This is a genomic window from Candidatus Mancarchaeum acidiphilum (assembly GCF_002214165.1).
GTDB lineage: Archaea > Micrarchaeota > Micrarchaeia > Micrarchaeales > Micrarchaeaceae > Mancarchaeum > Mancarchaeum acidiphilum.
The window spans coordinates 753,361-766,417 of record NZ_CP019964.1 but is presented as its reverse complement, the minus strand read 5'-3'; the positions used below and the strand labels follow the sequence as shown (position 1 = coordinate 766,417).

Annotated in this window: 14 protein-coding genes and 1 tRNA gene; 9 read left to right on the top strand and 6 right to left on the bottom strand. The window is 39.6% G+C overall.

Going from position 1 to position 13,057, the window contains the following annotated elements; genetic code table 11:
• Window positions 1-146: 146 nt before the first annotated feature.
• Genes Mia14_RS03995 through nth form a run of 3 tightly spaced genes read right to left on the bottom strand, consistent with a single transcriptional unit; the run spans window position 147 to window position 2,755 of the window.
• Window positions 147-1,385: a pyridoxal phosphate-dependent aminotransferase gene (locus Mia14_RS03995; RefSeq protein WP_088820372.1), complete on the bottom strand. Its 1,239-nt coding sequence runs from the start codon at window positions 1,383-1,385 to the stop codon at window positions 147-149.
• A gap of 8 nt (window positions 1,386-1,393) precedes the next feature.
• Entirely contained in the window at window positions 1,394-2,065 is a 672-nt protein-coding gene (locus tag Mia14_RS03990; protein WP_088820370.1) for a diphthine--ammonia ligase, read from the bottom strand.
• Window positions 2,066-2,074: 9 nt separating this feature from the next.
• Window positions 2,075-2,755 (bottom strand): endonuclease III, encoded by a 681-nt coding sequence (gene nth, locus Mia14_RS03985; RefSeq protein WP_088820368.1) that lies wholly within the window; start codon window positions 2,753-2,755, stop codon window positions 2,075-2,077.
• Between the two features lie 133 nt (window positions 2,756-2,888).
• Between nth and fni the strand changes: the two genes are divergently transcribed.
• On the top strand, window positions 2,889-3,986 hold the full coding sequence (fni, locus tag Mia14_RS03980; protein ID WP_088820366.1) for a type 2 isopentenyl-diphosphate Delta-isomerase: 1,098 nt from the start codon (window positions 2,889-2,891) through the stop codon (window positions 3,984-3,986).
• A gap of 14 nt (window positions 3,987-4,000) precedes the next feature.
• Window positions 4,001-4,648, top strand: a complete 648-nt coding sequence (locus Mia14_RS03975; protein ID WP_157891460.1) for an endonuclease III domain-containing protein — start codon at window positions 4,001-4,003, stop codon at window positions 4,646-4,648.
• On the opposite strand, the gene Mia14_RS03970 is transcribed toward Mia14_RS03975, so the two are convergent.
• Window positions 4,649-5,065 carry an Lrp/AsnC family transcriptional regulator gene (locus Mia14_RS03970; protein WP_088820364.1) on the bottom strand — a complete coding sequence of 139 codons (417 nt, stop codon included), beginning with the start codon at window positions 5,063-5,065 and terminating at the stop codon, window positions 4,649-4,651.
• 75 nt (window positions 5,066-5,140) lie between these two features.
• On the opposite strand from Mia14_RS03970, the gene Mia14_RS03965 reads away from it, so the two are divergent.
• From Mia14_RS03965 to Mia14_RS03940, 6 genes are all read left to right on the top strand, one after another.
• Window positions 5,141-5,734 (top strand): peroxiredoxin, encoded by a 594-nt coding sequence (locus Mia14_RS03965; RefSeq protein WP_088820363.1) that lies wholly within the window; start codon window positions 5,141-5,143, stop codon window positions 5,732-5,734.
• Between the two features lie 184 nt (window positions 5,735-5,918).
• Window positions 5,919-5,991, top strand: a tRNA-Pro gene (locus Mia14_RS03960).
• Window positions 5,992-6,053: 62 nt separating this feature from the next.
• Complete coding sequence (locus Mia14_RS03955; RefSeq protein ID WP_088820361.1) at window positions 6,054-6,782, top strand: hypothetical protein; 729 nt, start codon at window positions 6,054-6,056, stop codon at window positions 6,780-6,782.
• Window positions 6,769-7,434, top strand: a complete 666-nt coding sequence (locus Mia14_RS03950; RefSeq protein ID WP_088820360.1) for an arylmalonate decarboxylase — start codon at window positions 6,769-6,771, stop codon at window positions 7,432-7,434. The genes Mia14_RS03955 and Mia14_RS03950 overlap by 14 nt, the downstream gene beginning before the upstream one ends.
• 48 nt (window positions 7,435-7,482) lie before the next feature.
• On the top strand, window positions 7,483-9,510 hold the full coding sequence (locus Mia14_RS03945) for a hypothetical protein (protein ID WP_124216906.1): 2,028 nt from the start codon (window positions 7,483-7,485) through the stop codon (window positions 9,508-9,510).
• A gap of 46 nt (window positions 9,511-9,556) precedes the next feature.
• Window positions 9,557-10,264 carry an HAD family hydrolase gene (locus Mia14_RS03940; RefSeq protein WP_157891459.1) on the top strand — a complete coding sequence of 236 codons (708 nt, stop codon included), beginning with the start codon at window positions 9,557-9,559 and terminating at the stop codon, window positions 10,262-10,264.
• 17 nt (window positions 10,265-10,281) lie between these two features.
• Here Mia14_RS03940 and Mia14_RS03935 read toward each other — a convergent pair whose 3' ends face one another.
• Window positions 10,282-10,662, bottom strand: a complete 381-nt coding sequence (locus tag Mia14_RS03935) for a hypothetical protein (RefSeq protein ID WP_088820355.1) — start codon at window positions 10,660-10,662, stop codon at window positions 10,282-10,284.
• Window positions 10,663-10,774: 112 nt separating this feature from the next.
• Between Mia14_RS03935 and Mia14_RS03930 the strand changes: the two genes are divergently transcribed.
• Window positions 10,775-11,557 carry a hypothetical protein gene (locus Mia14_RS03930; RefSeq protein WP_088820353.1) on the top strand — a complete coding sequence of 261 codons (783 nt, stop codon included), beginning with the start codon at window positions 10,775-10,777 and terminating at the stop codon, window positions 11,555-11,557.
• On the opposite strand, the gene Mia14_RS03925 is transcribed toward Mia14_RS03930, so the two are convergent.
• A complete protein-coding gene (locus Mia14_RS03925) occupies window positions 11,546-12,760 on the bottom strand; it encodes a M20 family metallo-hydrolase (protein WP_088820352.1) in 1,215 nt (404 codons plus the stop codon). The genes Mia14_RS03930 and Mia14_RS03925 overlap by 12 nt on opposite strands.
• Window positions 12,761-13,057 lie beyond the last annotated feature (297 nt).

The following is a 13,057-nucleotide window of genomic DNA, read 5'->3' as shown; positions in this document are numbered from 1 at the left end:
AAAAGCTAAAAATAGAAATACTAATAAGCTGTCCAATGGGCCCGTGGAGGGTCGGACTCCAATCTCCAGCGTGTAAAGCTGGCATCTTAGCCGTTGGACGACGAGCCCAGTAAAGATATATTCTTAAATCATATTTTTAAATATTCCTATTTCTTCTTGTTTTCTTCACAGAAGTCATTTATCCTATCAACTGATTCTTTCAAGATGCTCTTAGTAGGCAAAGACACTATGCGGAAGTGCCCATCTCCACCAAATCCCGATCCTCTTGTTACCTGCAGGTTCTTATCCTTAAGCAGCTTAACCACAAAATCATTATCATCCTTTATCTTCAGCAGGTCAAGCTTTATTTTTGGGAATATATAGAAAGAGCCATTGGGCTTCACTATATCAAGATATTCATTCTTTTTCAATAAGTTATAAGCGTAATTTACCCTATCACTTATCTCTTTTACCATGTTCTTTATCGCTTTTTCATGCTCCTTCTTATTCGTTATAGCCGCAGCAATAGCGTATTGGGCGGGCGTATTTACAGAAAGCCTAACTGTGGCGTAGTCTTTTAGCTTTGCAGAAACCTTTGATGAAAACTTGTCCGTTCCTGGGATTATCATGAATCCGATCCTGAATCCAGTAGAATCATAAACCTTTGATGCCCCATTCAGGATCATATGCGGTACACCATTTGCAACCTCGCTCACGCTCGTGAATTTTGCACCATTGTAAACTATCTCATCATAAATTTCATCGCTCACCAAAAACAGCCCATATTCATTTGCAAGATCCACTATATCCTCAAGGTAATCCCTCTTAAGCACTGTACCTGTAGGGTTGTTAGGGTTGGTTATCATCATATACTTAACTTTCCTGAGCTGTGGTTTTGCCATTCTCTTCAATGACCTGCCCAGCGAGTCTATGTCAAGGTTCCAGTTAAGCTTTTCCGAGTATTTTTCTATTATAGGAGAACCTCCGTACATCTGAAGAAGCGGCATATACTGCGGATAATACGGTGCAAACAGTATTGCCTGGTCCCTGTCATTAATAAGCACATTATTCAAGAACGCAAGCGCCTCAGAGACACCTTGTGTTACTATCACATTTTCAGGACTTACCTTGGCCTTGTAAGATCTTGCATACCTATCAGATACAGCTTCGCGCAGCTCCTTGATCCCGGTCATGTCGACGTATCCTGTTTTATAACTTCTGAGTGCATCCACATATGCATCTATTATGTAATCCGGAGTTTTTATGTATTGAGGGGGATCACCCCTATTGAGTTTTATTACTTCCTTCCCAGTTTTTTCTATCTTTGACGCAATTGCATCGTCCTCCTCTATATCATTATATGCAAACTTGCTTCTTTTTGCCAAATCCTCATTTACCGTTACCATAGAACCACCTAAATTTTATCGTCCAAATGTGCGCTATCTATTATATACTCTCCATTAGATCTATCATTTTCTACATGCGACTTATCTATCACTATCTTTTTCTTAAACAGAGGTGCATTAAGTACAAAAGACTCCGCCTCCCCTCCTTCAAACGAGAGATTTATGTGGAACCTCCTTTCGATTCCCAATAATTTTATTATAGTGTCTCCATCTATATGTGCTCCAAGCAGGGACTTATCCATGCCGTCTGCAGAAACCTTGGTTATTATCACATCAAAACTTTTTGAAAGCTCCTTAAGCTCCTCAAGGGGCTCTATGCCCCATAATGGGGAATAATCCCGTATTCCAAGCCTATCGCATATGGCATCTACCCTGCTTTTTTGGTACTGGCTTGCGATTGCACCGGTTATAACCAAATCCGCGTTTGAATCAGCTATCGCAGATTCGAGGTCCGCGAGCTCTTCATCCTTATCGCCTTTAATATTAATTATTACCTGCGGTATACCTAGTGCTTCAGCCTGCAAGGACGTGAACCTTATATTGGGCTTATGGAACATGTAACTGTAATCATTTTCTGGTGCAATGGTAAGAAGCTGGCTGACATCAATTCCTTTTCCAATTGCCCTGTGCAAAGCTAATGTAGAATCTTTGCCACCGCTGAAAAGGCAGACCGCTTTCATTTTTATCCATTAAATATTGTGAATATTCCTATTTTTATAGGTATCATTTTTCACAGTGCTTGATATGCATATGTCATTCAGCACACATCTTTCGCATATCTTCTTCCTCGCTTGGCATGTGTCCCTTCCTAGCGCTATAAACAGATGTGATATGTTATTCCATTCATCTTTTGGGGTGATTTTGATCAACACTCTTTCTATAACCTCTGGATTATGGGTATTGGCCAGCCCTAAGCGGTTCGATACTGTTATGCAATGGGTATCTATAGCAATGCCTTCATTTATTCCAAACCCTTCCGAAAGCACAACATTTGCAACCTTCCTGCCAACTCCCGGAATTTTCATTAGGTCCTTTGTATTTGTTGGAACCTTTGAATCAAATTGGCTTACTAACATTTTTGCAGCCTCTATCAACCTCTTTGATTTGCCTCTGTAAAGTCCAATTGACCTTATATATGGATACAGATCATCAGGCTTAAGGTCAAGCAGGTCTTCAGGCCCAGGAAAGTTTGCAAACAGTTTTTTAGTTACCTTATTTACGGATACATCCGTTGTCTGCGCAGAAAGTATAACCGCAATCAAAAGCTCCCATTTATTTGAGTATTCAAGCTGCGTATGCATCTGATCGGGATAAGCTGCTTTAAGCCTTTTTATTACGAGGCCTATAAACCTCCTGCTTTTGACTTTCATCTAATCAGCTTTTATTGTGCAATACTAAAATTTAGACATTTCCAAGCATATATGAAATGTCTGTCCGTTCTTTTAAAGCAACGAAATCCATATCAATGTTTTTATTTATTGCCTGCGTTGTAATTACGATACTATGCATGATTCAGATTCCGCAAAAGAAGAAAAGATAAAGGACATAATGCAGAGGAAAGAGGACCACATTAACATATGCATTGACAAGCCAGTGCAGGCAAAGAAAATATCAACATTATTCGAGTGTGTGCACCTAATCAATAATTCGCTTCCAGAAATAAATTTTGACGATATAGACACTTCCGTTAATTTTCTCGGTCACAAATTTTCCGCACCTTTGATGGTGGGAGCGATGACAGGAGGAGCAGATCTTGCATACAAGATAAATGAAAATATAGGCACAGCAGTGGAGGAGCTCAATCTCGGAATGGCAGTAGGAAGCCAGAGGGCAGCCTTATATGATAAGAGATTGGAGGAAACATATTCAATAGCCCGAAAGTCCGCCCCATCTGCTTTTATAGGGGCCAATATTGGCGGCGCACAGATTTCAAAAGGTTTTTCCATAGACGATGCAAGGGAATTGGTAAGAATGCTTGAGGCGGATGCACTATATACGCATTTGAATCCAGCCCAAGAACTTGTGCAGCCAGAAGGAGAGCCCCACTATTCCTCGGTGCTTGGTGGGATAAAGGAATTGGTTGACAAGGTAGGCGTTCCGGTCGTACCTAAAGAGGTAGGATTTGGGATATCGGGAGATGTGGCCTCCAACTTAGAGAAAGCCAATGTAAGTGCAATAGAAGTGGCAGGTATGGGGGGCACAAGCTACTCCGCTGTTGAATATTATCGTGCCAAGCAGATGAACATGCAAAGAAAGGAGCTGCTTGGGAGCCTTCTATGGGACTGGGGCATACCTACAGCTGCATCACTGTGCTCTGTAGTGAACAAAGTGAAGATGCCTGTGGTTTCATCGGGTGGGCTTAGGACGGGCCTTGATATAGCCAAGTCAATCGCATTGGGGGCATCAATGACAGCGATGGCATGGCCAGCGCTTAGGCCAGCTACGGAATCAAGCGATGCAGTCAAAAAATTCCTGGAGCAGAGAATTTACGAGCTTAAATCCATAATGTTCCTTTTAGGCGTGAAAGACATAGAAGGATTGAAGAAAGCAAAATATGTTATGACAGAACCTCTCCAAAGCTGGATCAATGCAGATATATGAAAATAGTGGTTAAAATGGAAATGGTAAACGACAAGAAGTTTAATGAGATAGTGAGCATCCTTGAAAACAAATATAAAAATGTTGGATATTACCTCAACTTCAAGACCCCTATAGACTTGCTTGTGGCTGCCATACTATCACCGCAGACAAGAGATACAACCATAAATAAGCTTACCCCAAAACTGTTTGAAAATTATCATACTGCAGCTGATTATGCGCATGCGGACAAGGCAGAACTTCTATCTTACATAAGCAGCGTTACATTTGCCAACCCTAAGGCGGAAAGAATAATAGAAGCATGCAGAATTGTAGATGAGAAATACGGCGGCAGGGTACCGGACGAAAAAGAGGATTTGCTAAAGCTTCCTGGGATAGGAGAGAAGACAGCAGTTACAATACTGATAAATGCATATGGAAAGGTGGAAGGCATACCAGTGGATACATGGGTAATAAAACTATCAGAGCGGATAGGTCTGGCAGATTCAAAAAACCCGGACAAGATAGAGGAAGAGCTGAAGTCAAAGATCGACAAAAAATACTGGCACAATTTTGCATATATACTGAAGGAGCACGGGAAGGAATTATGCGGAAGTATACCACATTGCAGCAAATGCCCCTTGAATGGCATATGTCCAAAGAATGGGGTTACTAAGAGCCTATAGCTATTTGATCAAATCTTGGACAAACGATGGGTATACATTCTTCACTCCCTTGACATTAAGCAGGTCTGCAACTTTATCCTGAATTGTTTCACTATCGGATATAATTATAGCTACTACTGAATGGTCCCCTGAAGTCCTGTACAATTCATTTACCCAACCATAAGATGCAATATCCTTGGTTGCCTGTATGTAATTTTCAGGGGCAATCTCCAATCCTACTATAACCTCCGCCATACCTATCTTCTGCAATTTAGCCCTAATTCCATAGTTTTTAATTACCCCTTCATCCTTTAATCGTATCAGCCGGTTCCTTACCGTACCTTTGCTTACGCCAAGCTTGGAGGCGATTTCATCTGATGAAATATCTCCGTTGTAATAAAGTAGGTTTATGATATCTTTATCAATTTTATTAAACATTTTATCAATTTATATAATTATAATAGCAAATTATTTATATTTTTAGTACATATATATAAATGAAAGGTGAATAATATGGTAGCAAATATAGATATAGGACAGAAGATCCCAGAGGTAAAATCAAAAGTCTACTATCCAAAAGAGGATAAAATTGAAGATATAACACTCCCTGTAAAAGGCAAATGGAATGTTCTGACTTTCTATCCTGGCGATTTTACATTCGTATGCGCTACGGATCTAGAAGAACTTGAGAAGAAGTACAGGGATTTCAAGGATGAGAATGCAGAAGTTTTTGCAATAAGCGCAGACAGCATTTTCTCCCATAGGGAATGGGCCCAGACTTCACCACGTGTATCAAAAAGCCAGATACCATTGGTAGAGGATTTTAAGAAATCCATGATAAGCCAGTATGGATTCCTGAACGAAGAAAGTGGTGCTGCAAGGAGAGGGCTGATAATAATAGACCCGGAAGGAAATCTGCAGTATTATTCAGTCTTCAATGACAATCTTGGCAAAGATGTTGACCACATCTATAACGCATTCCAGGGATTGAAGTACCTGCATGATACCCCTAACAAGGAAGGGCATATGTGCGCATTGCCTGCAAACTGGAGAAAAGGGAAGGAAACCCTAAATATAGACCTTGTAAAGGACATAGGCAAGCTTTGAACAAGCGTTAATGCCTTATTTTTAATCTTTTTCATTTTTCTTTGTTTATTTTATTGAATTATCCTGTGTGATTTCATGTTCTTATTGTAAGGATTTGCAGCATCAAAGGCGCATATATTTGTTCTTGCATTCAAGTTTGTGAAAGATATTTATAATTATAAGGGAAAATTATTGAGTAGCAGTTGGGGCTGTACGCTAACCTGGTAGACTGCTAGCTTAGGGAGCTAGTAACCCGAGTCCAAATCTCGGCAGCCCCATATTTCCGGTTTTTAAATCTACCAAACAATCTTTTTGTTTCAATCTATTATCGGTGTAGCAAATGCACAATGAAGTCAGCGATGTCATAAAGGACGAAATACTCTCCTTCCTTCAGTACAGGTCAAAGGGGGATGAAGAAGCGATAGCAAGGAAATTAGAAAATGTGCAGACAATAAATGGCAAATTATATATAAGGAATGTCAGATTTGACATAAATATATCTGACAGCAAGGCAGTTGTAGGTGCAGCATTGGCAAACATCCCGTTAATCTTTATAGGCGCTAAGCATGAAGCCGAGCTTCCTTCCGAAAAGCTATCCAAAATATATGGTGCAGCGGAAAGATTAATATCATTGAAAGACAGCACCCTTAATGATATAGCAACTTTGGAAATCTACCTTTTAATGGAAATGGGCTTGAGAGAGCTTTACTCAATGCAGGTAAGTGGTGAGGCAATAGTTTCATACAAAGGCAAATCAATAGCTTTAAAAGATATGGATTACAGGAAGCTTAAACTTTATGTAAAGATGAAACATATGAGTTTGTACGATATCAAGGTCAATGGCAGGGCATTCCCTTATTCCCAAGGTTCCCTTCTAAGCTGGGCCGAAGGTTATATGGAAAGCGATTATGTTGAAGCCTTCAAAATATCATTGAATGTGAGGAATCTTCTGGCTCATGGAGAGCTTGAATGGAATTTAAACCCAAGCATAGAAAGCCTATATACGGCCTCATATATGGTAAATTCACTATTTGACAATTTAGAAAAGCGATCAAATGCCAAGAAGTAAAGGTAGAATTGGGCTTATAGTCCCAGCAAACAATGCAGCTATAGAATATGATTTTTGGAAAATGGTACCTGAAGGTGTAACTGTGCATTCAACACGCATGCCATCGGTCAAAGGCGACGAGCCATATAATGCACAGGAGATATCAAAATTCAAATCAGACTTGCAAAGTGCAATATCCTTGATAGACAAAGTTTCAGACCTGATAGTCTATGGAAGAACTTATGGGTCTAGATACCACTCAGGCATAATAAACCTATCCAATAAAAAAATAATACTTCCAGAAGAAGAGGTTATAAAAAAGCTGAAATCAAACAATGCCAAAAGCATCTATATGATATCTCCGTATAACAAGAGGAGGACTATTGATACGATAAGGTTTTTTGAGTATCGTTCCATTCGTGTAAGTAAGTATGTCTATATGGATAAGAAAAGTGGCGTGGAGATATCCGATACCAAGACTGCTGATCTGTATGGCTTAGTCAAGGGAGCTCTTGAATCATCTGATAACTTTGACGCGGTATACATAGCTTCTACAGCATTATCCACCTATGGCATGAAGCGTTATATTGATAGCAGCGAAAGCAAGTTGATCCTGACCGAGAATATTACAGCATTTGAAAGTGCTTTAAGGCTATTGGATAATGTAGATTAGCTGCAAAAATGAAAAGCAATTTAATTTTAGACATCATAAATATTAGAGATGAAATCTTTCAATTATCTCGCCATAACATTAATCGTGCTGCTGTCCTTAGCCTGTTTGGAAAATTCTGCCAATGCACAGTATTGGTTCCAAAGCGGTGTTTTCGGGTCAAGAGCAACGGAATACAATTATGGGGGGTCAGTCCAGATAGAAACTGTTTCTCAGGTTACGCCTAAAATTGGATCATTGGGATTTTGGACTGGAGAGACATTGCAAAATGGGGCATTTATACAGATAGGATACATGGTACCTAACGAAACAGGGTTATATCCGGACGACTGCACTTTAAGTGGGTGTTCTGGCAATGTATATCTAACAAAAGGCACGCCAACATGGTTTTATGAATATTTCCCTAAAGGCTATTCAGGATCGTTTTTAGGGGAAATAGGCCCCAATGGTGCAGCAGGGAGCAATGGCCAGTTTAATACCTATGCGTTTAACTCGTCAGGAAATGGGATATGGTACTTTTATTTCAACGGAAACAAAGTCGGATCTGTGAATTTAGGCACACCCCAGTCAGGGCCAAATGAATTGACTGGAATCGGTGAATACTCAAACGCCAAAAACGATACATATAACATAATCCCAGTCATATTCAGAAATCTCTCATTTTATAATGGCAAAGTTTACCTTCAAGTCCCAAAAGGGCTTTCATATGTCGGTTATGGCACAGGGAGCGATTCTTCAATCCCTAATGATTACGGAGTATCGGAAGTAGATAATATAATCGACGAGTTTGAGGTAGGATCAGGGATAAATCTGCCAAGCAATGGAACAACATTGTGGAATCTGGGTTTCAAGCTAAATATACTATCGCAATATGGCAACCTAAGCGCTTCGGATATGTACAATGCCTATTCTACGGTAAATATATCAGAGCCTGAATATTACTACGTTAACGGATCCGAACGCGAAGTTTTTGTCGGATGGTCAGGAGAAGGATTTGGTTCATATTCCGGGGATTCAAGAACTGCACAGGTAACAATGGATTCCAATATTTCGGAGACTGCGGAATGGCAGAGGCAGTATTATGTAACTGGAAATAGCAGCATTGGCGGGGTCAATGGTTCAGGCTGGTACGATGCGAACTCAACAGCGGAGCTGGGGATTAACAAGACAATTTTAGCCATTTCTGGAAAAGAAAGATATACATTTGTAAAATGGAGCAACAATTCCACTACAGACCCTATTTATTTCAAGGTAACAAAACCTGTCAAGTTGACAGCAGAATTGCAAAAGCAGTACTATGTAGGAGTATCAAGCAAGTATCTCGGTGCATCAGGAGAGGGATGGTACAATGATTCATCATATGCCAACATATCAGTGGATTCTCCATTCATAGGAATAAATAGCAGTTCCAGATATGCGCTTAGCAAATGGTTAATAAACGGCAATCTATTGAATACAAGCAGTCCCGGAATCTCAATTTTGGTCAACGAGAGCTATAGCATAGAGCCAATATACCAAAAGGAGGACAGGGCCAATTTTATAATAAAGAATCTAGAAAACGAGAATGCAGATATAACCGAGATAATAATAAACAACGAAACTTATAACACTTCTCCATTTCTCGATGCGGGCCAGAGTTACAACGTGGAAGGCGCAGAATATGACAGAAATAGCATCCCAATAAACAAAACGATAACGGCAGCCGATGCAAGCTACTATCTTACGGTGCCTCTTTATAATGTCAGAATAACCGCTCTAAGCTATATGTTTGATAGTCCATTGGATGCCACCATAGACGCAAAATTCGAAAATGGCACATCCTCGGTATACCATACATCCAGAAACGGCACTGTGACGATAAGCAATGTATACGGCAATTACTCGCTATCTTTGAAATCGAATCTCGCTTTGCCTGTGCACGTGGAATCAGGTTCAAATGCAGAAGAGATTTACATGGTAACTATTCAGGCAATCCTGTCAATCGTTGTGCTATTCGCCATCCTAATAATTGCAGCTTATGAAGCGGTCCGCCTTAAGAAAATCAAGCGAAGCAAGGATCATAAAAGGAGAAGAGTTTAATATTTTTAATCTTAATCTAACAGGTATTTTTATAGAGGAGTATTCTATGGCAACCAATAAAACCAAAAAGGAGATAAAATTAGCAGTCTTTGATATTGACGGCACAATTGTAAGGTCAAAGAACGGAAGCTCCATATTCAGGTTATTGGACAGCAGGAAAGGCTTGGGCAAGGAGGCGCAGGAACTTAGGGAAAAATACAAAGACAACTTGGATGAAGCCAGACTCCTGGAATGGTCGATAAAGTCCTTTGAACTATACCAAAAGCACGGAGTCACGCAAGATGACATCTTAGAACTTGCAATAAGCCACCTTAAGCCTGCGTTAGGCCTTAAGAAAATGATAAACTACCTGCATAAAAACGGTATAAAAATTGCCGTAGTCTCTGGAAGCATTAAAAATGCATTTGACATTTTTGCCGAAGCAAATAACATAAAGATAGATTATGAGTTCATATCAAACCATTACATATTTGATAAAAATGGCAGGCTTGTGGACAAAGAGATACATAATTACAACTTTTCGGGGAAGGTAAAAGCGATATCCGAAATTTGCAAAAATGAAGGCATAAGCCTGGATAACGTGCTCTTCATCGGCGATGGGGTTAATGATAAAGATGCCTTAAGGGAAGTAGGATTGGGAATTGCTTTCAATACTGATGATGTAGAAGTAATAGAGTCAGCAAATGTACATGTAAAAGGAAAAAGTTTCTCCAGCATACTGAAATTGCTGGAAGAGATGATAGAGCAGGATTAGTCTAAAAGTTTTTATCTTTATTTCTTAAGAAGGTGGCTGTCATCAAATAATTTGTAGTTGTCTTCATGCCCCTTCAGGCCACCATCCAAAAGATAGGTATTGACACCAAACTTTTTCTTGAAATAATTATTCAAAAATGCTGACGTAGTGCCATTATAGCATAGCAATACACAGCCTTCCATCTTTTTAGCCTGTTCCTCAGTGAAATATATCGCCTCTTCCGGCTTAAGGGATATTGCATTATTCTTTTCAATGCCAAGGATCTTCCTTATCCTGCTTATTGGCTCAGTGCCTAGCCAGACAAGCTTTTTATCTCCCCTCTTGACTATCTCTAGCCCATTGTCAAAGTCCAATTCAAAGGAATTATCTTTAGAAAATTTTTTAATGCTTATATCCATGGAGGTCACTTAATGATTGCTAAATAAATCTTAATGGTATTTAATATATATACTTTACTGTACTCTATTTTTATAATAATAAACTCTAGTAAATCAAGGATGGTGTGGCCTCGTGGATTATGAAAAAATAATTGATGAATACGAAGGCATGATAAATAAAGACCAAGCAGGTAAGCTGAAATATGAAGGGTATAATTTCTGTGCATCCCTTAGTGGACCGGAGTGCATATCCGTGGAGGAACTAGCGTCATTAATAGAAGAAAAGAGGGATGACCTAATAAAGAACGAATTCAAGAACATGTTCTATTCTGCCAATATAAAGGATAGAGTATATAGGATATTTAATGAAGAATCAATAAAAAGTTACAGGCTGTTTGGTGCCAAGCGCTTAGTAGTGATAGGTTCCTCCCCAAATACACTTAAGTTCTTCGTCTCATCAAGATTGTCCAAGAAACTCGATAAAGCAAATAAATTGGTCAAAAGCAGTGACGAAATAGTGATAAGCAACGCCCTGGTTAACCTGCATAATGATTTTCTTTATTCTGGAAAAGACACCGATTTAAAAAAAGTGGACAAGGGCAGATCAAAGCAAGAACCTTATATGGAGATGGATCATTCAACGGGAAACACAAGAATATTCGCAAAGATATCCAGCCTTGACAGCAGCAAAATTATAAGAAGCGGCAAGGATAGCAGCCTAGAGTTGAAACTTGATTTGGGCAGCAAGATGCTAAACCTGATACTTGAGGGCTCTTCACTCAAATGTGTAAAAGAGTTTAATCCTGGGGACAATATCTTTGCAGAGTTCTGCAGACTTGTAAAGGCCGATAAAGGGTTGTCGATGGTAGCTGACAACTATTCAAGGGTTGTGCTAATCAAGCAGTCAAAGCACTAAAGAAGCAAATACCTTTGAATCGGAAACAAGAGCATCTATAACGGAATACTCATTCGGCTGGTGTGCGACATCATCCTCAGTGCTCCAAACAGCTACTGGGACGCCGTTGTCTCTGAAGTACTTTGCCACTGTGCCGCCCCCTATCCCAACCGTGCTAACGGATATCTTCCTGATTTGGTTTATCCTCTTTGACAGCAGTTGGACAATCTCGGAATTTGCGTCTGTTGGCTTGGCAGCGTCTTCCCTGTTGAATACCTCTATATTGATCTTGCCTTTTTTGGAATGCTTTTCCGCCAATGCCTTCATGTCTGCAATGACCTCGTCCAGCTTGTAATTTGGCAAAACTCTGCAATCAATGTAAGAGACATCTTTTCCCGGTATTATGTTTATGCTGTCCACGTTCTTGTCGTGCTTTGTCATTTCAAATGATGATACCGGATAATCAAACCTCTCATCTTTAACATTATACTTAGAATGGAGTTGGTCATCCAGGTCATTAAGGAATTTTACTGCTAGCTTATAAGCATTTACTCCGTCCTCAGGAGTACTTGCATGTACCTGTTTTCCAGAAGCAGTAACTTTAATCCACAGTATACTTTTCTCTGCAATCTCTATTTTATCTCCTGTTGGCACTCCCCAATCAGGGACAAGCATCATGTCATCGCTTCCAAATATGCCCTCCTTGGCCAGTCTCTCTGCTCCGTAATGGCTTCCTATCTCCTCATCTGCCACAAAAACCATGCCAAAGTTATACTGCAAGTTTACCTTAAGCTCTATTATAGCTTTTGCAGCGTACAATGTCGCTATCAAGGATTGGCCATTGTCATTAGTTCCCCTTCCATAAATCTTTCCATCTTCAACGTATGCCTTGAATGGATCCTGCTTCCAAAGCGAAAGATCGCCCGCAGCCACCGTGTCCATGTGGCACAGTATCCATATTGTCCTTTTATTTGTGCCCACTTTAGAAACTATATTTGGCCTTGTAGCACCTGTTGTATCAGTGTAATCATATCTCTTGATCTCAGTTACACCAATGCCTTTAAGAAATTCAGTTATCCATCCTGCGCGCTCAAGTTCGCCTTTGCCTCCTATCTCTGGGGAGATTGCAGGCATGCCAACTAATTCCGACAAAGAAGAGATCATTTCATCCTTATAACTGTTTATCTTATTATTGATTGAATCTATATAGGATACATCGTCCATGTAATCATCAAAATATGGCGATAAAATATTATTATTGGTTTTGTTTACATGATAATGGCAGAGCACCACAGGCAATGTAAAAGTGGTGAATCCAATAAAATATAGGGAAATTTGCGGAGTTTTTGCAGTTTTTAACGGCTAATTTGTCAAATCTTAAGACGACAAATAGAAAATAGCAAAAAATAATAAGGTATTTATACCTTTCCCTCTAATATATTGATGAATTTTGATAAGTTTAGATGAACTTGTCAAAGTATTATATGAAAATTCCTGCTTGGAATTGGATTCAGCTTCGAG